Source organism: Peribacillus sp. NPDC055009, assembly GCF_053608705.1.
This window is the reverse complement of record NZ_JBSGVZ010000004.1, coordinates 227,944-248,306: the sequence shown is the minus strand read 5'-3', so window position 1 is coordinate 248,306 and position 20,363 is coordinate 227,944. Positions and strand designations below refer to the sequence as shown.

At 42.7% G+C, this 20,363-nt stretch carries 21 protein-coding genes; 5 read left to right on the top strand and 16 right to left on the bottom strand.

Annotation, left to right across the window (positions count from 1 at the left end):
• Positions 1-64 precede the first annotated feature (64 nt).
• Both ACWF5P_RS09475 and ACWF5P_RS09470 read right to left on the bottom strand, forming a co-directional pair.
• Entirely contained in the window at positions 65-856 is a 792-nt protein-coding gene (locus ACWF5P_RS09475; protein WP_434167360.1) for an SDR family NAD(P)-dependent oxidoreductase, read from the bottom strand.
• 23 nt (positions 857-879) lie between these two features.
• Complete coding sequence (locus ACWF5P_RS09470; RefSeq protein ID WP_434167361.1) at positions 880-1,848, bottom strand: MBL fold metallo-hydrolase; 969 nt, start codon at positions 1,846-1,848, stop codon at positions 880-882.
• Positions 1,849-2,361: 513 nt separating this feature from the next.
• On the opposite strand from ACWF5P_RS09470, the gene proC reads away from it, so the two are divergent.
• A complete protein-coding gene (gene proC, locus ACWF5P_RS09465) occupies positions 2,362-3,207 on the top strand; it encodes a pyrroline-5-carboxylate reductase (protein ID WP_057278877.1) in 846 nt (281 codons plus the stop codon).
• Between the two features lie 72 nt (positions 3,208-3,279).
• Here proC and ACWF5P_RS09460 read toward each other — a convergent pair whose 3' ends face one another.
• Positions 3,280-3,711, bottom strand: a complete 432-nt coding sequence (locus ACWF5P_RS09460; protein ID WP_434167362.1) for a VOC family protein — start codon at positions 3,709-3,711, stop codon at positions 3,280-3,282.
• Positions 3,712-3,994: 283 nt separating this feature from the next.
• On the opposite strand from ACWF5P_RS09460, the gene ACWF5P_RS09455 reads away from it, so the two are divergent.
• On the top strand, positions 3,995-4,537 hold the full coding sequence (locus tag ACWF5P_RS09455; protein WP_434167363.1) for a MerR family transcriptional regulator: 543 nt from the start codon (positions 3,995-3,997) through the stop codon (positions 4,535-4,537).
• A gap of 168 nt (positions 4,538-4,705) precedes the next feature.
• On the opposite strand, the gene ACWF5P_RS09450 is transcribed toward ACWF5P_RS09455, so the two are convergent.
• The 5 genes from ACWF5P_RS09450 to rnz all read right to left on the bottom strand — a co-directional run bounded on the left by ACWF5P_RS09450 (position 4,706) and on the right by rnz (position 9,561).
• Entirely contained in the window at positions 4,706-5,500 is a 795-nt protein-coding gene (locus tag ACWF5P_RS09450; RefSeq protein ID WP_101222496.1) for an ABC transporter ATP-binding protein, read from the bottom strand.
• Positions 5,475-6,506 (bottom strand): ABC transporter permease, encoded by a 1,032-nt coding sequence (locus ACWF5P_RS09445; RefSeq protein ID WP_054400237.1) that lies wholly within the window; start codon positions 6,504-6,506, stop codon positions 5,475-5,477. The genes ACWF5P_RS09450 and ACWF5P_RS09445 overlap by 26 nt, the downstream gene beginning before the upstream one ends.
• Before the next feature lie 32 nt (positions 6,507-6,538).
• The gene (locus ACWF5P_RS09440) at positions 6,539-7,534 is read right to left on the bottom strand and encodes an ABC transporter substrate-binding protein (protein WP_101222497.1); all 996 of its coding nucleotides are present in this window, start codon (positions 7,532-7,534) and stop codon (positions 6,539-6,541) included.
• A 206-nt stretch (positions 7,535-7,740) separates the two neighbouring features.
• A complete protein-coding gene (locus tag ACWF5P_RS09435; RefSeq protein ID WP_230176986.1) occupies positions 7,741-8,556 on the bottom strand; it encodes a squalene/phytoene synthase family protein in 816 nt (271 codons plus the stop codon).
• A gap of 63 nt (positions 8,557-8,619) precedes the next feature.
• Positions 8,620-9,561, bottom strand: a complete 942-nt coding sequence (gene rnz, locus ACWF5P_RS09430; protein ID WP_101222499.1) for a ribonuclease Z — start codon at positions 9,559-9,561, stop codon at positions 8,620-8,622.
• A 231-nt stretch (positions 9,562-9,792) separates the two neighbouring features.
• Here rnz and zwf point away from each other — a divergent pair, with 231 nt between their 5' ends.
• On the top strand, positions 9,793-11,292 hold the full coding sequence (gene zwf / locus ACWF5P_RS09425) for a glucose-6-phosphate dehydrogenase (RefSeq protein WP_434167364.1): 1,500 nt from the start codon (positions 9,793-9,795) through the stop codon (positions 11,290-11,292).
• A 44-nt stretch (positions 11,293-11,336) separates the two neighbouring features.
• On the opposite strand, the gene ACWF5P_RS09420 is transcribed toward zwf, so the two are convergent.
• Entirely contained in the window at positions 11,337-11,498 is a 162-nt protein-coding gene (locus ACWF5P_RS09420; protein ID WP_157831000.1) for a hypothetical protein, read from the bottom strand.
• A gap of 297 nt (positions 11,499-11,795) precedes the next feature.
• Here ACWF5P_RS09420 and ACWF5P_RS09415 point away from each other — a divergent pair, with 297 nt between their 5' ends.
• Positions 11,796-11,969 carry a hypothetical protein gene (locus tag ACWF5P_RS09415; RefSeq protein WP_034308217.1) on the top strand — a complete coding sequence of 58 codons (174 nt, stop codon included), beginning with the start codon at positions 11,796-11,798 and terminating at the stop codon, positions 11,967-11,969.
• A 104-nt stretch (positions 11,970-12,073) separates the two neighbouring features.
• Here ACWF5P_RS09415 and gndA read toward each other — a convergent pair whose 3' ends face one another.
• The 5 genes from gndA to mce form a co-directional block, all read right to left on the bottom strand.
• Positions 12,074-13,486 carry an NADP-dependent phosphogluconate dehydrogenase gene (gene gndA / locus ACWF5P_RS09410; RefSeq protein ID WP_101222501.1) on the bottom strand — a complete coding sequence of 471 codons (1,413 nt, stop codon included), beginning with the start codon at positions 13,484-13,486 and terminating at the stop codon, positions 12,074-12,076.
• A gap of 42 nt (positions 13,487-13,528) precedes the next feature.
• Positions 13,529-14,803 (bottom strand): DNA polymerase IV, encoded by a 1,275-nt coding sequence (locus ACWF5P_RS09405; RefSeq protein WP_434167365.1) that lies wholly within the window; start codon positions 14,801-14,803, stop codon positions 13,529-13,531.
• A gap of 382 nt (positions 14,804-15,185) precedes the next feature.
• Entirely contained in the window at positions 15,186-16,307 is a 1,122-nt protein-coding gene (locus ACWF5P_RS09400; protein WP_101222503.1) for a tripeptidase T, read from the bottom strand.
• 232 nt (positions 16,308-16,539) lie between these two features.
• Complete coding sequence (locus ACWF5P_RS09395; protein ID WP_434167366.1) at positions 16,540-18,090, bottom strand: carboxyl transferase domain-containing protein; 1,551 nt, start codon at positions 18,088-18,090, stop codon at positions 16,540-16,542.
• On the bottom strand, positions 18,087-18,512 hold the full coding sequence (mce, locus tag ACWF5P_RS09390; protein ID WP_434167367.1) for a methylmalonyl-CoA epimerase: 426 nt from the start codon (positions 18,510-18,512) through the stop codon (positions 18,087-18,089). Before mce ends, ACWF5P_RS09395 begins: the two co-directional genes overlap by 4 nt.
• A gap of 166 nt (positions 18,513-18,678) precedes the next feature.
• Between mce and prli42 the strand changes: the two genes are divergently transcribed.
• Positions 18,679-18,774, top strand: coding sequence for a stressosome-associated protein Prli42 (gene prli42 / locus ACWF5P_RS09385; protein ID WP_155726463.1), 96 nt, complete (start codon positions 18,679-18,681; stop codon positions 18,772-18,774).
• Positions 18,775-18,814: 40 nt separating this feature from the next.
• Here the strand turns inward: prli42 and ACWF5P_RS09380 are convergent, their stop codons facing one another.
• Positions 18,815-19,330: a L,D-transpeptidase family protein gene (locus ACWF5P_RS09380; protein WP_434167368.1), complete on the bottom strand. Its 516-nt coding sequence runs from the start codon at positions 19,328-19,330 to the stop codon at positions 18,815-18,817.
• Between the two features lie 31 nt (positions 19,331-19,361).
• A complete protein-coding gene (locus tag ACWF5P_RS09375; RefSeq protein ID WP_434167369.1) occupies positions 19,362-20,351 on the bottom strand; it encodes an aromatic acid exporter family protein in 990 nt (329 codons plus the stop codon).
• Positions 20,352-20,363 lie beyond the last annotated feature (12 nt).

The window sequence follows — 20,363 nt, the reverse complement described above, 5'->3', positions numbered from 1 at the left end:
TCGACATTCCCCTTTTGTCTATTATATTAGACCATCTTTCGCCTTGTCCGACATCGAAAGTTGCTTACTTTTTAAAAAATGCTTTTTTTCCTAATGTTTCGGTGATTTTTGGAAACATGTTATACCATTTCCCAGCAAAATTCATCCAGCCAGGGAGATTGATTTCCCTCTTATTGGTCAGCATCGCCGATACGATTTTAGCAGCGACATCTCCAGGCTTAAGCATGAATTTTTCAACATTTTTTAAATATGTACCTGATTCATCGGCAATGTTAAAGAAATTCGTTTCTATGGGGCCAGGATTAACGGTGGTCACAAAAACATGATCTTCCATCAGCTCAAGCCGAAGTGCGTTTGAATAGCCAAGAACCGCGAACTTAGTCGATGAGTACAATGTTGATTTAGGAGTGGCGATTTTACCGGCCTGTGAAGCGATATTGATGATATGCCCCGATTTTCTCTGCTTCATATACGGAAGAACCTGCTTTGTGCAGGCCATCAATCCAATGACGTTGACAGCAAACATTGCTTTCGTTTCATTTAATTCCGTATCCTGCGCTTCTTTAAACGTGCCGAAACCGGCATTGTTGACCAACACATCCACTTCACCTATTTGCGCATGGATGTCATTAAATACATTTGCCACCTGATCAGTGTCTGCCACGTCAAGCTTATAGGCATATGCATCAATTCCATATCGGGTGATCAATTCATTCCTTAGCTGTAGTAATTTATCCATACTTCTGGCCAAGAGGACTAGACGCCCCCCCTGCTTTGCACTTTGAATGGCAACTTCCTTGCCAATCCCTCCGGAAGCTCCAGTAATAACAATGACTTTGCCTTGCAACTTATTCAAAAAAGTGAGCCTCCTTGCAAACATTAAGCGATTGAATACAGAATGACCCCTGATTGAATTTCTGTTTCGACTTCACCCAAGTCTTCTAAATAGTCCAGCTGACCGACCGTTTCCGAAAGTGTCAGGCCCACTTCCTGAAGGTATACTTTCGGAAACAACTGCTGACATACTTCAAAGACCGATAAAGGCTTATCTTGAAGCATGCTTTTCACCTGCATGGCACGGTTATGCTGCCGCTCGAATCTATAGTGAATCAAGTCGGCAACCGCATCACCATCCACTTCAGATCCATGTCCGGAGTAAACGGTGGATATGGAAAAATCCAATAATTTCTGAAGTGATGCATTATACTGCAGTAACGGACGAGGCCTCATGCCTCCGGGAAGTAAAGGTGGTTCCATTAATGGATTAGGTGAGATCTTGGCAAGCAAATGATCGCCAACGATCATGACCCCGTCACTTTCGCGGTAAAAGGATAAATGGCTTTGCGCATGCCCTGGAGTCTCGATCACTTTCCAGCCTGGAAGACCAGGAAGTTCATCTCCCTCAGCCAAATATCCATGCAGCTTCCGTTCACTAAGGAAACTGATTTCGTCGCGATTGTGGATCAGTTTATTTTTCAGCTCTTCTGCCACTCCGAACTTTGCGGCATAATCAAGGAAAAAACGATTATGGGTTTCTAGGAATTCATCACTGATGGTCAGCCAGCGCTGATTGTTTTTGTGTCCATAAACCGGGATCTCTTTTTCAAAGAAATCGAGTCCACCAGCATGATCAGGATGATGATGGGTTAAAATGATTTGTTCGATATCAGTCAGTTTCAGACCCAAATCCCCAAGCCCATTAGTCAAGGCTTCTTTTGATCGTTTTGTTTTCACTCCAGTATCGATTAGCGTTAAAGCATCCCCTTTAACTACATAAACATTCACATCACCCACTGCAAACGGCGTAGGCAAAGTAATTTTTGCAATATCTCCATTCCAATTCACCATAATCTTTTCCACCTTAGAAAATTATATTTATATAAAACTTTTTATACACTAAACAGAATTCTAAGTATACTTATCATGTATAATTACCATTTTACATGTATTTTTAATTACTGTCATTATTTTCACATAATTCATGTCTATTTTTTCTCGTCCATGCATATATTATCATTGACAGAGTGCTAATTTATCCTTCATAATCACAAGTAATTAAAGACGGCATGGCTTTGATTAAGGCCAAGTAAATTATTGATGGCGTAAAGAGAGTGAAGCTCGGAATGTGCTGAAAGGCTTCATCGCCCCCTCATTATTGAACCTACCTTATGAGCCTTCAGGAAAACCTGACGTAATTCCCGCGTTAGAGGATTCAAGTGCAGCTTTTCTGTTTATTTATTATGGGAAAGTTGAACAAAGGTGGTACCACGGAAGCTAGACCTTTCGTCCTTTATTGGATGAGGGGTCTTTTTGTTTTTTTAAAAAAGGCCGAAAACTTTAAAAGAAAAAGGAGCGGGAAATATGAAGAAAATCGCATTTATCGGAGCTGGATCGATGGCAGAAGCAATCATTTCGGGGCTGGTGACCCAACAGGTAATTGAACCGGCAAATATTTTTGTAACAAATAAATCAAATGATGATCGGTTCGATTATTTAAAGAACCAATATGGTGTAACTGCCACAAGATCGCTGCAGCTATTAGTACAGGATGCCAACCTTGTCGTGCTGGCGGTGAAACCGAAAGATATTTTAGAAACAATGCAATCAATAAAAGAATATATTCGTGAAGAAATGCTGTTCATTTCCGTTGTTGCCGGGGTTCATACAACAAGCTTGGAAGGTATCGCCAACAAACGGTTCTCGATTGTCCGTGCCATGCCTAATACATCGGCAGCTGTAGGGAAATCAGCAACGGCCCTTGCGGCTAACTGTCATACGAAAGAAGCGCAATTACAAACGGCGATTACCCTTTTTGAAACGGTAGGTACAGTGGCAGTTGTCGAAGAAACCCAGCTAGATGCGGTAACAGGCTTATCTGGCAGCGGTCCGGCTTATATTTATTACTTGGTCGAGGCATTGGAAAAATCAGCAGAAAAAATAGGTCTCGATTCCGAAACCGCTAAGCAATTGATTCTCCAGACACTGATGGGTGCGGCCGATATGTTACAGAAATCACCTAAAACGCCTGCCGTACTAAGAAAGGAAGTAACTTCACCAGGCGGAACGACTGAAGCAGGTCTGAAAGCACTTCAAGCACATCAAGTGGAAGAAGCATTCATTGCCTGTGTACAAGAAGCGACTGAGCAATCGAAGCGGATGGGCAATCAAATAAGTAAAGAACTAGCCAAATATGTCGTTTCGCAGTAAGGCATGATGATGATCGGCTGTTGCAAGGCAACAGCCCTTTTTTTCTAAGGGGTAACCCTTCCGAAGTGTGCGTTACTTTATAATCAGCATATCATTTTCATCAAAACTCCAATCCTTCGAATACGCAACCTCCCAATAGTAACCATCGGGGTCTGAAAAATATCCGCTGTACCCTCCCCAAAAAACATCCTGAGGTGATTTCTCGATTGTTCCCCCGGCCTTTTCAGCTTTGTTGATCACATCATCCACTTCTTCAATTGATTTAGCATTATAAGCAAGCGTAAGTCCCGGGAAACCATTTTTCTTAGGCTGTTCTTTCTCATTGATGTCTTTTGCTAGCTCCTCTAAAGGATACAAAGCAAGTTTCGTTCCGGCATTATTAAAAAAAACGATTGCGGGTTCGTCCTCTTTAACCGTTGTATGAAATCCCAACCCGTCCCGGTAAAACCTTAATGATTCAGCAATATCCCTGACACCTAAAGTAATAATGTTGATCCTGTTCATACTGGTCCTCCTTTTTCCATGTTTTAAGGGTAAATTCGACATCTGCATCACATTTCCCTTTTTAGCTTGATTACCATCATCCATGCCATCACAAATGCTTCTAAAAGTTCCTAACAACGCTACCATTTACAAAAAGCTGTCCACATGGAATTCCACCTTGGATTGCCCCTCATGCAAATTACGTAGGAATTCCACTTTCTTTGCCGAATGAATACATGTTTTGTCAACTGTAAAGGAATTTCCTTATACTTATCGAATTCAACAACCAAAAGGGGGAATCTCGATGAATACAAGTGCAGTTGCCCGGTTACTGAATGTTTCCCATAGTACGATTCAACGCTGGGTCACCCAATTGAACATGGAAGTAGAACGGAATCAGCTTGGCCACTACCAGTTTTCGGATGAAGACATTGCATTATTGAGAAAAATCCAAGATCAGCTGAACGAGGGCATCATTCTCCAAAAGGTCAGCATCTCAGAGAAGAAGCTTAGAAAAGCAACCATCCAGAAACACCCCGAACCGAATGATCAACTGCTTGAACGGGTCAACAGGCTTGAAAATGGCCTGAAAACAAAAGCGGACGATGTTGTATCCTATCAGCTTTTACAGCACAGAAGTGAAATGGAAGAAATGCACAAACTCGTTAAGAAGCTTGAAGCCCGTATCGAAGCGCTAGAAAAACCAATGGGTCAAAACTTTGATTATTTCCTCGCGGCTGAAGAAGCTGCTGCCACTAAAAAGACGAAGAAAAGGCCATTCATAAAAATGATTTTTGGAAACAGAAAGAACGATAGTTCATCATGGAGCACAGCCGACAGCGATTGACATCGTTTTTCAAGATTGCTCATGAACACCCACGATAGCCATTTTTCTTAAGCAAAACATTTCTTCAGTAACAGGACTTCAGTAATAGGACCTGACCTTATTAATTACCCCAAAATAAAAAGGCCCTGACCCAATATTAATCTATCTGGGTCGGGCCTTTTCATCATCTTAAATCAACACTGCACGGTCATTGAGCATTTTTTCGCCTTTAATGCGCTGGAATTCGTTAAGCAGTTTTTCGACGGTTAGCTTCTGCTTTTCAGCGCCTCTGGCTTCAAAAATGATCTGTCCCTTATCCATCATAATCAAGGAATTTCCAAGATCGATTGCCTGCTGCATATTATGAGTCACCATCAACGTCGTTAACTGGTTCTTTTCGACAATTTCCTTTGTCAGGTTTGTAACGAGCTCTGCCCGTGAAGGATCAAGTGCTGCTGTATGTTCGTCAAGTAGCAGGATTTTAGGGTCGGTGAAGGTCGCCATCAGCAATGATAGTGCCTGGCGCTCCCCTCCTGATAATAATCCCACTTTTGCAGTCATCCGATTTTCCAAGCCTAAATGAAGGGTGCCCAAACACTCTTTAAAAAGTTCTTTCCGTTTTTTCGTCACCCCAAAGCCTAAACCTCTTTTATTGGTTCTGCCATAGGCAATCGCCATATTTTCTTCAATAGTCATATGTGGTGCCGTCCCCAGCATGGGATCCTGAAAAACACGGCCAATCATTTTGGCACGAGCATGTTCTTCAATGGCCGATACGTTTTCACCATCGATGATGACTTCACCTGCATCAGGGAGAATTTTACCGGAAATCATATTCATCAACGTCGATTTACCTGCTCCATTACTTCCGATGACTGTTACAAATTCACCTTTTGTCATCTGCAGTTCCAGATTTCCAAGGGCTAACTTTTCATCTGGCGTTCCCTCATTGAAAACTTTATAAATCTGATTTAACTGAAGCATATTCTTCCCTCCCTTTCGGTAAAGTCCCATCATGGCGCATCTGTATTTCTTTAAGCCGCCTTTTCTTCCGGTTTTTTTCCTTTTGCTTATCAGAAATTTTAGGAATGACAAGTGCCCCGACCACAATAAGTGCCGTAATTAATTTAACATCACCCGTTTCAAGGAATTCAACGCGAAGTGCCAAAGTTACGACGATTCGGTAAATGATCGCCCCTCCTATGACTGCCAGCGTAGCACGTGCAATCGTTTTTGCACCAAATAGAGCCTCACCGATTATGACGGATGCCAATCCGATGACAATGATTCCAATCCCCATGCCTATATCGCTAAAACCGTTATATTGGGCAACCAAGGAACCCGAAAAAGCCACTAGTGCATTTCCGATTGCAAGTCCCAGGATCTTCATGTTGCCGGTATGGGCGGAAAAACTCTTGACCATGGCCTCATTATCACCAGTCGCCCGTAAGGCAAGACCAATTTCCGTTTTTAAAAAGGCTGACATTCCTGCTTGGATGACTACAGCCACAATCAGCATAACGATTAATATGGCCCACGTTTTCGGCAGGCTGTCACCGAGACCCACGAATGATAAAAGACCATTCAACAAATTGTCCAACCCGGTGCCAGCCCAGGCATCCTGGATATTCGTGATAATGGTTGTTTGGGAAAGCAACGGAATGTTGGATGCACCCATGATCCTCAAATTGATCGAGTAGAGCGCAATCATCATTAAGATACCCGCCAAGAGAGGATTGATTTTCCCTTTCGTATGCAGGAACCCCGTTATCGTCCCAGCGATGAACCCTGCCACCATGGCACTCAACGTGGCAACGATCGGCGAGTAACCGTTAACGATCATAATCGCGGCAACAGAGGCCCCTGTCACAAAACTGCCTTCCACAGTCATATCCGGGAAGTCGAGAATCCTGAATGTTAAATAAACACCTAGTGCCATGATCGCATAAATCATTCCCGACTCAAAAGAGTTGAATAAGGCTGAGAACATTTTTTTCTTCCTTCCCCGAACAAAAGCAGAGTTTATTTTACAAACTCAGCATCTGCTTTCCATTCTTCTTTTATTTCAACACCCATATCTTTTGCTGCTTTTTCATTGATGACCAATTTCAGTTTTTGTGGATATTGAACCGGGATATCTCCAGGTTTTTTACCATCCTTCAGGATTTCAACCGCTTTTTGCCCCGCTTCATAACCAATGTCATAGTAACTGAAGCCATATGCTGCAAAACCGCCAGCATTCACGGAATCAAGTTCGCCGACAAACAATGGGATATCTTGATCATTTGCCACGGAAATGACCGATTCCAATGCCGAGACAACTGTATTATCAGTAATGATATAGAAAGCATCCGCTTTTCCGATTAAAGATTCCGTTGCCTGTTTAACATCCGCTGAAGTCGAGACGGATGCTTCCACGACTTTCAAACCAGCTTTTTTCGCTTCCGCTTTCACATTCTTTATTTGGACGACTGAATTTTGCTCCCCTGTATTATAGACAGTTCCAATTGTCTTCGCCCCAAGCTCTTCCGCTAGGAATTTCATTGACTTTGCAATGGCTTCGGGATGGGAATCCGTCGTACCCGTCACGTTTCCGCCTGGTTTTTCCAAAGAAGTAACAAGTTCACCCGCTACAGGATCGGTAACCGATGTAAAGACGATCGGGATATCCTTGGTCGCATTTAAAGCACTAAGAGCACTAGGAGTCGAATTGGCAAATATCAGATCAACTTTATCCCCAACAAAGTTATTGGCAATCGTCTGACTGTTGTTTTGGTCACCCTGTGCAATTTGAAGATCATATTTGGCATTGATGTCACTGTCCTTCAGTGCCGCCTGGAATCCTTCATATGCTTGATCCAGGGAATCATGCTGAACGATTTGCGTTACCCCAATGTTGAAGGTATCCTTTCCGCTTTCATCCTTTGCCGTATCTTTTTCCTTGTCATTTCCACACCCAGCCAATAATAAACCTGCGACCAATGTCATGGCTGCTGTTGAATATAATTTCTTTTTCATATTTTCCCCCCGCTTTTTCCTTATTTAAAATAATGTTTTTCTAATGATGCCAGCTTTTTCGCTTTTATTTCCTAAATTATAATCGTTTAGTCCCAATTATTCCAATATATTTTTTAACTTTTTAGAATTTTTTGAGTTCTAAATATAAAACATGAAAAAAGCTGCTGTGAAAGGTATGGTAACTTTCACAGCAGCTTTTTGAAAAATCAGTGTTCGACGACCTGGCTGACAATTTCGGTAACTGTAGCACGATCAATTTTTTCTTTGCCTTCTTTTAGGGCTTTCAATGTGGCTTTTGCCAATTCCAAAGGTATTTTACAGAATTGGATGATCTCTTTCGTTTCAATCTCTCCAATGTACGCATCGGCTAATGCAAGATTATGTTCGGTATGGGCAAGCATCTCGTCGAAACCCCAGCCATCCGGATAAAAGTTCACACCACGTTCTGCATCTTCCTCACGGTTACGCAGGATATTGACCGTTTGGAGTCCACGGCCAAATGCGATGGCAAGTTCACGGTCCGTTTCGGTTCCATCGTACCAGTTCCACATATCGGACAGCATGACCCCCACTAAACCTGCAACATAATATGTGTAATCATCGAGTTCCTCTTCATTATGGATTTGCCAGTCCTTAGTAACCCATTTTGCCATGCCTTCGGCCATTTCCTTAGTCGACTCCAAGACTTTGGATTTTGCACCGGGAGGACAAAATTCAATCCAGTCCGAAAGAAACAGGGTCACCTCGGGCAGATCATCCTTATATGGTTCAAATAACGATTGAAGATCTTCTTCCCTGAAATCAGCATCAAGCTCACTAAGGGCCTGTAACAGGGAAACCTTAATATCTGCTGGAAGACCTGGGTGGTCCTCGATCTCATCGATGGCGCGCATGCAAAGGTATGCAGCTCCAATGGCCTCTTGTAACCCCTTTGGAAGATAGCTGATCGGAATGAAAAAAGTCCGGCTTGTTTTTAGGAGAAAATCCATTGCTTTAGTATGTAGGGCACTTTTGTCAGTCATATTTACACTCCTTTAAATATCCAATGAACAATTGATTAATTATATCAAACATTAGCTTTGATTTCAGCTGCCCGATTCCTCTGAATACAAAGGAATTTTAATGGCCATTAGATCTTCACCCATAATCGTGTTTGGAAAAATCGCTTTACTTTCCTCTTTCAGCCTCTCGGCATCCTCCGGAGTATACCGTGAGCTGATATGCGTAAGGATTAGATGCTTAGCTCCCGCTTTCAAAGCCGTTTCTGCAGCCTGAACGGTGGTCGAATGATAATAGGCTGATGCCATTTCCGCTTCTTCCGCTGAAAATGTAGCTTCATGAACAAGGTAATCCGCCGATTCAGCAAGAATGAGCGCATTGCTGCACATTCTTGTATCACCAAGAATCGTGATGATCCGGCCTTTTTGCGGAGCACTGAGATAGTCCTTCCCATTTAAGACACGGCCATCATCGAGAGAGACCGTTTGCCCATTTTTCAATGCTTTAAAAAGAGGCCCCGGCTTCACACCTTCAGACCGCAGCCGGTCGACCAGTAAGCTTCCCGGACGATCTTTTTCCACAATCCGGTAACCGATGCTGTAAATGCCATGATCAAGCGACATGGCCGTCACTGTGAATTGTTCGTCCTCAAACACTTCGCCTTCTTCTATTTCGATGATTTCCAAGGGATATTTTAAATGAGTTCCACTCACCTGTAAGCTCGTCATAATAAATGCCTCTATGCCTTGTGGACCATATACGGTCAATTTATCCACTCCGCCCTGAAAAGATCTGCTGCTTAAAAATCCAGGTAGTCCGAAGATGTGATCACCATGTAAATGGGTGATGAAGATCTTTTCAACCTTTCGCGGTTTGACTGCCGTTTTTAATATTTGATGCTGTGTTGCTTCCCCACAATCGAATAACCAAACCGTCCCACGTTCTTCCAATAATTGAAGGGCGATTGATGTCACATTACGCGCTTTAGCCGGAACCCCAGCGCCTGTACCCAATAAAACGAAATCCACTCATACTACCTCCGTTGCAAATACTTTATGACTTAACTATAGCATAACCAAGGTGCTCTTTCATTTATGACCCATTAAAACAGAAATCAAATTAAACTTTTAATGAAATATAGAGAAAAAATGCGCAAATTGATTGCTTTGAGGGAAAGCTAAACGTAAAATTAGAAATTGGTACACATTCGGGAATTCCAACTTTATAGACAGATTTAACGGAAAGTTGAGGTTTTAAACATGACAGAAAACAATAAACCCACAGCATTGATCATGATTTTTGGTGCTACCGGAGATTTAGCGAAAAGGAAATTGTTTCCTTCCATATATCGACTATTTCAAAAAGAGAAAATCAATAAGTTCGCCGTCGTTGGAGTGGCAAGGAGGCCATTGACGAACGAGGAGTTTCAAACAAGTGTCAAGGACTCGATACTTACGTTCGGACATGCGGAAGAAAAGGTCGACGAATTCATTTCCCATTTCCATTATCACTCTCACGACGTTTCCAGCTCGGAATCATACCTGCAGTTAAAAGACATTGCCGAACAATTAGACGGACAATATCAATTAGAAGGAAACCGGATCTTCTATTTGGCGATGGCGCCTGAGTTTTTCGGAACGATTGCCGAACAGATTAAAGCACAAGGCCTGAGTGACACGAATGGATATAAGCGCCTGGTCATAGAAAAGCCATTTGGACACAGTTTCGAAACAGCACAAAAATTGAATGAGCAGATTCGAACTGCATTCGCTGAAGATGAAATCTACCGTATCGATCATTATTTAGGTAAGGAAATGGTACAAAATATCGAGGTAATCCGTTTTTCCAATGCCCTATTCGAGCCGCTTTGGAATAACAGATATATATCCAACATCCAAGTTACTTCAAGCGAAACACTCGGCGTTGAAGAACGCGGGCGTTATTATGAAACCAGCGGTGCCCTAAGGGATATGGTCCAAAACCATCTGCTGCAAATGGTGGCCTTGCTAGCCATGGAGCCTCCGATCGCTTTGACGACGGAAGAGATTCGAAGCGAAAAAGTGCGGGCATTGCGTTCACTTCGACCAATGAAAGTGGACGAAGTCAATCAATACTTCGTCCGAGGCCAGTATGGTGAAGGAACGATAGACGGTCAAACACTTCCGGCCTACCGGAATGAACATAACGTAAATCCGGAATCAAACACAGAGACCTATGTTGCGGGTAAATTGATGATTGATAACTTCCGATGGGCCGGTGTTCCTTTTTATATCCGCACCGGTAAGAGAATGGATGTCAAATCAACGAATATCGTTGTTCAATTCAAAGATATCCCAATGAACCTGTATTATAAAACGGAAGAAACACTGAACCCGAATCTTCTCGTTATCAATATCCAGCCTGACGAAGGTATCACATTGTACCTAAATGTGAAGAAATCCGGGACGACATCCAATACAAAGCCAATGAAGCTGACCGTCTCGAACAAAGGGATCGAACACATCAATTCTCCCGAGGCATATGAAAAGCTACTGTTTGACAGCATGCGCGGGGATGCTACAAACTTTACGCATTGGGACGAGGTTGCCCTCTCATGGAAGTTCGTCGATACCATTTCCAATGCATGGGAAAACACTAAAGACGAGTCTTTCCCTAACTATGAAGCTGGATCCACAGGTCCACTTGCATCCGATGAACTCCTGGCAGAAGATGGACATATCTGGTGGCAAGTCAAGAAAAACCAAAATAATAATGATTGAAATGAAGAAGGGACGCAGATTTGAATCTGCATCCCTTTTTTCATTCATGAAACACTCTTCCTCAGCAATTTATCACGGATAATATGATACATTTCCTTGGGCTTAGACATTTCTTCCCCCACTTCCGAATTGAGCCAAAATGAAACACCGAATTCTAAGGCGATGAAAAATAAAAATATGGCTACAGCCCACCAGATGATGAACATAAGTCACCCGCTCCTTCTCTCTGCCTACTTATATCCTACGGTCCGTCCATCTCTTTCATTGTTTATATTCCTTTTTCCGCAGGTGTTTAAACCTAAAAAGAATGGATGAATGCATACATCATACTATGTTTTTCCTAAAAAAGGTAAATTAATTGGAACTATTTACAACTAGTTCATCTTTACCATTTTAACCCTTCCAACCTCTTTATAGAAATAGAATGGTAAGTCCTTGCTAAGGTTACACTAGAAAAGGCGCCAGTGACGGCACCACTAACTTCGATGTGGAGGGATTAAACGATGGACATTCGTGAAGGATTAATTCCAACAGCCTTGGGCACAGCCGTGACAGCTGCGGGTTATGCAATGAAGCAGACCCGTGGCTCAAACAAAATGGTAGCTAATACGGTTTTTGGTTTCGGTTTGGCACATGTTGTATTAGGGGTCATTGACCTTGTAGAGCATCGGAGATAGTAAAAAAAGAGGGCGCCAAGCGCCCTCTTTTTTTACTACAACTGGATCCCGAAACAAAAAAGCCGGTTTAAAAGGGAATCCCCTTCAAAGCCGGCTTGAACTTTTTATTTTTCCATCCATTCGGTATGGAACGTTCCTTCTTTATCAATGCGTTGATAAGTATGAGCTCCAAAATAGTCACGCTGTGCCTGAATAAGATTAGCTGGCAGCGTTTCTGTACGATAGCTGTCGAAATAGGCAAGTGCTGATGACAAGCAAGGAACCGGGATTCCATTCATCACTGCCGTTGATACTACCTCACGCAAAGCTCCTTGATAGCTTTCGACGATTCCTTGGAAGTAAGGATCTAGAAGAAGGTTGTTCAAGTTCGCTTCACGATCGTATGCTTCCTTGATTTTTTGGAGGAATTGTGCACGGATGATACATCCGCCACGGAAAATCATCGCGATGTCCCCATATTGCAAGTTCCAGTCATTTTCTTCCGATGCTGCTTTCATTTGTGCAAATCCTTGTGCATATGAACAGATTTTGCTCATATAAAGTGCTTTACGGATACTTTCGATCAAAGCCTTTTTGTCGCCTGTAAATGATTCGGCTTTTGGCCCACGAAGGATTTTACTCGCTTCAACACGCTCGTCCTTGATTGCTGAAATAAACCGGGCGAATACGGATTCCGTAATGATTGGAAGCGGAACACCAAGATCAAGCGCACTTTGACTTGTCCATTTCCCAGTACCTTTTTGGCCAGCTTTATCTAAAATGACATCGACCATCGGCTTGCCGGTTTCTTCATCATATTTTTTAAATATATCAGCAGTAATTTCAATTAAATAGCTATCAAGTTCCCCTTCATTCCATTCAGAGAAGACTTCATGCAATTCTTGAGCAGATAATCCAAGAAGATTTTTCAGAAGGAAATAAGATTCGGAAATCAATTGCATGTCTCCGTATTCAATACCATTATGTACCATTTTAACATAATGACCTGCCCCATCCGGTCCGATATAAGTGCAGCAAGCATCCCCATCGACCTTAGCTGAAATGTCCTTCAAGATCGGTGCAACCAGTTCATATGCTTCTTTTTGACCTCCAGGCATGATGGATGGACCTGTCAGAGCTCCTTCTTCCCCTCCTGACACGCCTGTACCGATGAAATGGATGCCAAGCTTGCTTAACTCCTCATTGCGGCGCTGAGTGTCCTTGAAGAAGGTATTCCCTCCATCAATAACGATATCACCTTTTTCAAGTAACGGTTTTAACTGCTCGATTGTTGCATCCGTTGCCGCTCCTGCTTTAACCATCAATAAAATTTTGCGGGGTGTTTCCAAAGAATTGACGAATTCTTCAAGCGTATAAGCGGCTGTTACGTTTTTGCCTTCCGCTTCCTTCATCATTTCGTCCGTTTTTGATCCTGAGCGATTATACACGGAAATTGAATATCCCCTGCTTTCAATATTAAATGCAAGGTTCTTGCCCATTACGGCTAGTCCGATAACGCCAATCTGCTGTTTTGTCATGATTCATCTTTCCCTTCTCTATATCTTTACACAGCCTGTACGCTAATCTTTGCCAAAAGAAGGATCATTCCTCCTGGTTTGCTCAAAGAAATCTTTACTGAAGCTAGTGTCTGTTCCAATTGAACGATTTTTCAAGGGTAATCCCTTTTTAATAATATTTTCTCCGTACTTATTTTGCAAGTGTTCCATCGCTTCATACAGAGGTTCTTTTTCTGCATCCTCTTGAAAGGAGAAAATATCCAGTTGCTTGAAGGCCGACTCTTTTTCGATGACATCATAGGCAGTGACACCAAGAAGCCTGATTCCTTCCCCATTCCAATTTTTCATGAATAGATCGATAGCTCCATCCAAAATATCCTTTTTTTCAAAAACTGGATTAGGAACCGTTCTGCTTCTCGTTATAGTGCGGCGGTCTTTGTAACGGATCGTCACACCTATTTTTTGACCAAGCAGGCGTTTATTTCTCAAACGGACGGCTACCTTGCCGGAAAGCTTATCCAATACAGCAATCAGTTCTTTTTGATTGGCAGAGTCGTGAGGAAGAGTTGTCGAGTTCCCGATGCTCTTATGCTCAAAAATCGCTTCGGGATCCACTACTCTGGGGTCGATTCCATTAGCCCTATCTTTCAAACGGATGCCATTGATACCAAGTAGCTGTTTAAGTTGACTATCATTGGCGTGTGCTAGGTCCCTTATCGTCTTTATCCCGATAGTTTGAAGCTTTTCCGAGGTCTTATCCCCGATGCCGTGCATTTCGCCAACTTGTAAAGGCCAGAGCTTTTCCGGAATGTCCCGTTTCCTTAACACAGTGATTCCCATAGGTTTCTTCATATCGGAAGCAGTTTTGGCCAAAAATTTATTAGGGGCAATCCCGATGCTGCAAGGGAGATCCATCGTATTAAAAATTCTTTCCTGAATGCTATTGGCTATATCTAAAGGCGAACCCAACTCGGCGCATTCACTAATATCCAGATACCCCTCATCAATCGAAACCGGTTCAACCATCTCTGTATATTGCCTCAATACATCAAAAATAGCCAGTGATGCCTTTCGATAGCGCTCGAAATTCGGTTTCTGAATGACTAATTGAGGACATAGTTTTTTTGCCTGCCAAATCGGCATGGTCGTTTTAACCCCGAACTTCCTCGCCTCATAGCTGCAGGTGACGATTATCCCCCTTCTCTCTTCAACATTGCCCGCAATGGCTAGCGGTTTGCCTTTCAATGAAACATCATATGACATTTCCACTGAAGCATAGAAACTATTCATGTCTACATGGAGAATGACCCTGCCATTTTTGGGATACATGTCCTTCATGTTTGACCGTCACATCCTTGTAAAAATAAGAAACACCGGATTATTGGGACAATAAAAAACCATTTCTATTAAGGTACCCCTATTTATCTTTGGTAACCTCGGTGAAAGATGCTCCACTCCAAGAAAAACAGCCATCATGTCATTGATGACTGTAATCCTTCAATACTTTGAACGCCTTCCAAATATATACGAGTTCTTGCTGATCAATGTCGTAATCAAACGGCAATACCGATTACTTAATAAGGCACCGTTCAATGGGTATAAATCAAGAATTTCACGGGTTCAATCGAAAAGGCATATCCCTTATCCTTCGCAAGAAATGCGACCACCTTTTCGATTCACTCAGGAAAACTCCTACATTACACTGTCATATTGCAGGTGATTATTCCCCTGATACTTCTTTGATGATAGCGACGACCATTTCAGCTAGCTTCGTTAATTCCTCAACCGGAATTCTTTCATTCGTAGTATGGATATCTTCATAGCCCACTGCGAGATTGACAGTAGGGATGCCAAAGCCTGCAATGACATTCGCATCGCTTCCTCCGCCGCTTTTAACCAGCTCGCATGGACGGCCGATTTTCTCTGCTGCCTTCCTTGCAATTTCGACTACATGATCACCAGCACCATATTTAAAACCAGGATACATGACGTTAACTTCAACTTCAGCACGTCCGCCCATTTCAATGGCTGCAGTCTCAAATGCCTCTTTCATTTTCGCTACCTGTATTTCCATTTTTTCAGGAATCAAGGATCTTGCTTCTGCAAGGATTTCCACATGGTCACAAACAATATTGGTTTGCTGTCCACCCTGGAAACGTCCGATATTGGCTGTCGTTTCCTCGTCGATTCTGCCTAATGGCATTCTAGAGATTGCTTTGGCAGCGATCGTAATGGCCGAAACGCCTTTCTCAGGAGCGACACCAGCGTGAGCAGTCTTGCCTAAAATGGTTGCAGACACTTTCGCCTGAGTAGGTGCAGCAACAACCACATTGCCCACTTTTCCATCACTATCAAGTGCAAAACCGAATTTAGCCGTTACAAGGGAGCGATCCAATGCCTTTGCACCAACCAAGCCAGATTCTTCACCGACTGTTATGATGAATTCGATTGTTCCATGTTCGATATTCTGTTCTTTCAACACTTTAAGCGTTTCTAGCATGACCGCTAATCCAGCTTTGTCATCCGCCCCTAAAATGGTCGTTCCGTCTGACACTATGTATCCATCTTTGATGGAAGGCTTGATTCCGTTCCCTGGAACAACCGTATCCATATGGGAGGTGAAATAAATGGTATCTACGCCTTCTTTCATTCCTTTTAAAGTACATACTAAATTCCCTGCACCATGACCGGTAACTGCTGTTGTATCATCTTCAAAAACTTCTACACCCAGTGCCCCGAATTTTTCTTTCAGCACTTTGGCGATGGCTGCTTCATTTTTCGTTTCGGAATCAATCTGCACCAATTCCATAAATTCATTAACTAAACGTTCTTCATTAATCATAAAATAAAACCTCCAAAAAAGTTTTCCTCTTTAATTATACTTCTAAAAGCCGCGCCCCGGCAAATAATGTGATAGGAAGAACCAGCCTGATAAAACATGCTGGTCATTTCCCTGCCGGAGGGGCCTTGTTAAAAAGGTGAATGAAGACTTAAATATTGTTTTCTTTAAAATGATAGCTTCCCAGTATGGAAAAGAGCCCAAAACAGATGGTTTGGGCTCTTTTCCATGTTGATCACAACGGGATATTTCCGTGCTTTTTCCATGGTCGAGTTTCTTTTTTGTTGCGCAGCATTTCTAGAGATTGAATGATCTTAATCCTGGTTTCACGGGGATCAATAACATCATCCACCATTCCAAGACTTGCGGCAACATATGGATTGGCGAACTTCTCACGGTATTCTTCAATTTTAGCTGCACGTGTCGCCTCCGGATCTTCGCTATTTTGTATTTCACGGGCAAAAATGATATTTGCCGCTCCAGCAGAGCCCATTACCGCAATTTCAGCATTCGGCCATGCAAACGTAAGATCCGCACCGATGGATTTACTATTAAGTGCCACGTAAGCTCCTCCGTATGCTTTACGCAGGATGATCGTCAATTTTGGTACTGTCGCTTCCGAATAAGCATACAGGAGCTTTGCACCATGGCGAATGATCCCGCCATGTTCTTGTTTAACGCCCGGGAAAAAACCCGAAACGTCTTCAAACGTAATTAGCGGAATGTTAAACGAGTCACAGAAACGAATGAAACGGGCAGCCTTATCTGATGAATCAATATCAAGCCCCCCTGCCAACACCTTTGGCTGGTTACAGACAAGCCCCACTGATTTCCCTTTGATGCGCGCCAAGCCGACAACTATGTTTTTTGCAAAACCCTCTTGAACTTCCATAAAGGAATCCCCATCGACAACCTGCTCCAATACTTTCCGGACATCATATGGACGGATCCCTTCATAAGGTACTACATCCGTTAAGTCCGGACGGTAGTCATCTCCATCGTCAGCTTCCAAAACCGGCGGCTTCTCTTCATTATTTTGTGGAAGATAGCTCAGGAGGCGTCTAACGTCTGCCAGTACTTGCTCCTCAGATGCCCCCTTGAAATGGGCATTACCGCTTATGGTATTATGTACAGTCGCTCCACCCAATCCTTCAGATGAAATCTTTTCACCTGTAACCGTTTCAATGACTTTAGGCCCTGTTATGAACATTTGGCTCGTTTTTTCAACCATGAAGACAAAGTCGGTTATGGCTGGGGAATATACGGCTCCGCCTGCACAAGGTCCCATAATAACCGAAATCTGTGGGATGACCCCTGAATAAATCGAATTCCGGTAAAATATTTGGCCATATCCGTCAAGCGAAACTACACCTTCTTGAATACGAGCCCCGCCAGAATCGTTCAAACCAATGAATGGCGCTCCATTTTCCGCTGCCAAATCCATAACATTGGCAATTTTCAGAGCATGCATTTCACCGAGTGCTCCGCCAAAAACAGTAAAATCCTGTGAAAACAGATAAATGTCGCGGCCGTTGACCTTACCGTAACCGGTGACAACCCCTTCTCCCGGCCCTTCTTCCTTTTCCATGCCAAAATTGGTATTACGGTGTTTGATAAAAGGATTAAGCTCTATGAAAGTACCCGGATCAACTAAAAGTTCAATTCTTTCCCTTGCAGTTAGTTTGCCCTTTTCATGCTGCTTATCGATTCTTTCTTCACCGCCGCCCATTTCCACTTTACGGCGTCTGTCATAAAGGTCATTGATTGTATCATATATGTCTGTCATTTCTGCTCCTCCTTTGATAATGCTTGTTCACAAAGCTCATATAATACACCCGCGGTTGACTTAGGATGAACGAAAGCAACATCCGCATTGTGCGCTCCCTTTCTTGATGAGTCATCAATCATGCGCAATCCAGATTCTTTGATTTCCTTTATTCTATCTTCAATATCATCGACCCCAAGGGCAACATGATGAATCCCTTCACCGCGTTTTTCAATGAATTTGGCGATTGGGCTTGCCGGTGATAACGCTTCCAACAACTCCAAACGCGTATTGCCTGCCAGGATGAAGGCCACTTTCACTCCTTGGCTCTCCACTGTCTCGATTCCTTCAAGTTGCAATTTCAACGTTTCCGTGTAAAGCGGCAAGGCTTCATCCAGGGACTTGACGGCAATACCGATATGATCGATATTTTTAATCATCATAAAAACCTCCATGCTATGTATTATTGGATGACTCCATTAAAATACTACTAATCTTGCATAAAACCTTTTAAGATTCGGAATAATATGAACATTATACTTTTACTTGTTTCTACTAAATGTTCAAGTTAAAATAAAATCAATTAAACTGTTTTAAGGGAGAGGGCATATGGGAAACAAGAAAATCAGAAAAATCGTCGTGTATTTAATGCTTATCTCAATGTTATTAACAAGCTTATTATCAGGTATCGCATTTCTTTTGTAATAGACACCGTAATCGGGAGGGAAGCAAAGCTTCCCTCTCTTTATTTTATCGCTCCATTTTTCTTTGCCAACGTTTTGAAATCCTCGTTCGATATGGTGATCAACACCTTAGTGCCGATGGGGACTTTTTCGTACAAACGCTCTACATCGGATTTATGCATCCGTACACAGCCATTTGATATGTATTTACCAATTGATGATGGCTGATTCGTACCATGGATGCCGTAAATCCTCCCATCGGTATTTCGTGCATCGAATCCAATCCACCGCGACCCCAGAGGGTTCCTTGGATCGCCTCCAGGAATATTCTTTTTCCGGTAATATGGATTGACCGCTTTTACTTTTACCGTGAAAATCCCTTCAGGCGTCAGTTCCTGACTCTTTCCCGTACCGACCGGCAGAATCTCCTTGACCTCGTTATCATCAATGAACGCCAATTTATTGTTGGCTTTATTGATGATGATAAACGGATCGCCAGGCTTGACCGGCTGAGGTTGGGCTTGTACCTGAAGCGGCCACAACGATAGCATAAGCAACAAAGAAAGGATCCATTTCATTTGTATCAATTCCTTTACTTTTTTGCTTAGTTTAAGCCAAGTGCCTCTTTTTCATTCGGTTGCTGGTCAGCTTGGGCAACCCCTTGAAAGAATGCTTCAACAATAAATAGCGCTCCATTTCCTTCATGAGCTGCAGTAATGCGGCCCTGGATTCGAACTCTTCCCGTGTCTGCGGCAGTGCCATTCCCCTAAAATGAATCTCCATTTCTTCAAGTTTTTTCAGATAAAGAATGGCCGTATTTTGCGGGTGGACGTTTTCTGCCAAATCTTCTATAAAATCAGCCACTATCCCGCTTTGCTTCACGACCAAGGGAATATTCGTGACTAGGGGAAGAATTCGTTCAATTATTTCAAATTGCTTTTCACGCATTTTGAAATAATGGTAATACAGGTCTTCTTCCCTTAAAAAATGATTTTCCACATCCCTGAAGGCAAGGCTTTTGGCCTGATTAAGAAGATTGGCCGTTTCGGTGATTTCCTTACCATCCCATGTGTGATCATTATCCCTTAAGTAGCGGACAATCCCCATCAAGATCGCACTAAAATTAGTTTCGATACTTTCCTGATAGGCCAGCAGTTTGTCATCGACACTGGGCATGTACAGGTTCATGACAAGCGCCACTCCAACTCCAACTGCAATTAATATCGTTTCATTGATCAGCAGGGAAAAAGTGATGTCACCAGACCCATATAGGTGCATGATGATGACGCTGCTCGTTACAATCCCCTCATTAATCTTCAAGGCAACTGTCGTTGGAATGAAAATCAAGAGGATTAAACCTATTACCAGCGGGTGGAATGCGATGAACTGAAACAATAGGGATGCATAGGCCATTGCAATCAAACAAGCTAATAACCGGTGCCAGGAGGCAAACACCGACTTCTTTTTCGTAACTTGAATGCATAAGATCGCAATGATTCCCGCAGCAGAGAAATATTCGAGATTAAGCATTTGTGCAATAATAATTGCCAGGGTGGCCCCCAAAGCAGTTTTAATCGTCCTGTATCCGATTTTAAACATTGTTATGTATCA

What these genes read in the sequence shown, in the direction of transcription:
- ACWF5P_RS09470 (WP_434167361.1), bottom strand. Translation starts at nt 1,848, where the DNA reads ATGGTGAATTGGAATGGAGATATTGCAAAAATTACTTTGCCTACGCCG.
- proC (WP_057278877.1), top strand. Translation starts at nt 2,362, where the DNA reads ATGAAGAAAATCGCATTTATCGGAGCTGGATCGATGGCAGAAGCAATC.
- ACWF5P_RS09460 (WP_434167362.1), bottom strand. Translation starts at nt 3,711, where the DNA reads ATGAACAGGATCAACATTATTACTTTAGGTGTCAGGGATATTGCTGAA.
- ACWF5P_RS09455 (WP_434167363.1), top strand. Translation starts at nt 3,995, where the DNA reads ATGAATACAAGTGCAGTTGCCCGGTTACTGAATGTTTCCCATAGTACG.
- ACWF5P_RS09450 (WP_101222496.1), bottom strand. Translation starts at nt 5,500, where the DNA reads ATGCTTCAGTTAAATCAGATTTATAAAGTTTTCAATGAGGGAACGCCA.
- ACWF5P_RS09445 (WP_054400237.1), bottom strand. Translation starts at nt 6,506, where the DNA reads ATGTTCTCAGCCTTATTCAACTCTTTTGAGTCGGGAATGATTTATGCG.
- ACWF5P_RS09440 (WP_101222497.1), bottom strand. Translation starts at nt 7,534, where the DNA reads ATGAAAAAGAAATTATATTCAACAGCAGCCATGACATTGGTCGCAGGT.
- ACWF5P_RS09435 (WP_230176986.1), bottom strand. Translation starts at nt 8,556, where the DNA reads ATGACTGACAAAAGTGCCCTACATACTAAAGCAATGGATTTTCTCCTA.
- zwf (WP_434167364.1), top strand. Translation starts at nt 9,793, where the DNA reads ATGACAGAAAACAATAAACCCACAGCATTGATCATGATTTTTGGTGCT.
- ACWF5P_RS09420 (WP_157831000.1), bottom strand. Translation starts at nt 11,498, where the DNA reads ATGTTCATCATCTGGTGGGCTGTAGCCATATTTTTATTTTTCATCGCC.
- ACWF5P_RS09415 (WP_034308217.1), top strand. Translation starts at nt 11,796, where the DNA reads ATGGACATTCGTGAAGGATTAATTCCAACAGCCTTGGGCACAGCCGTG.
- gndA (WP_101222501.1), bottom strand. Translation starts at nt 13,486, where the DNA reads ATGACAAAACAGCAGATTGGCGTTATCGGACTAGCCGTAATGGGCAAG.
- ACWF5P_RS09405 (WP_434167365.1), bottom strand. Translation starts at nt 14,803, where the DNA reads ATGAAGGACATGTATCCCAAAAATGGCAGGGTCATTCTCCATGTAGAC.
- ACWF5P_RS09400 (WP_101222503.1), bottom strand. Translation starts at nt 16,307, where the DNA reads ATGATTAATGAAGAACGTTTAGTTAATGAATTTATGGAATTGGTGCAG.
- ACWF5P_RS09395 (WP_434167366.1), bottom strand. Translation starts at nt 18,090, where the DNA reads ATGACAGACATATATGATACAATCAATGACCTTTATGACAGACGCCGT.
- mce (WP_434167367.1), bottom strand. Translation starts at nt 18,512, where the DNA reads ATGATGATTAAAAATATCGATCATATCGGTATTGCCGTCAAGTCCCTG.
- prli42 (WP_155726463.1), top strand. Translation starts at nt 18,679, where the DNA reads ATGGGAAACAAGAAAATCAGAAAAATCGTCGTGTATTTAATGCTTATC.
- ACWF5P_RS09380 (WP_434167368.1), bottom strand. Translation starts at nt 19,330, where the DNA reads ATGAAATGGATCCTTTCTTTGTTGCTTATGCTATCGTTGTGGCCGCTT.
- ACWF5P_RS09375 (WP_434167369.1), bottom strand. Translation starts at nt 20,351, where the DNA reads ATGTTTAAAATCGGATACAGGACGATTAAAACTGCTTTGGGGGCCACC.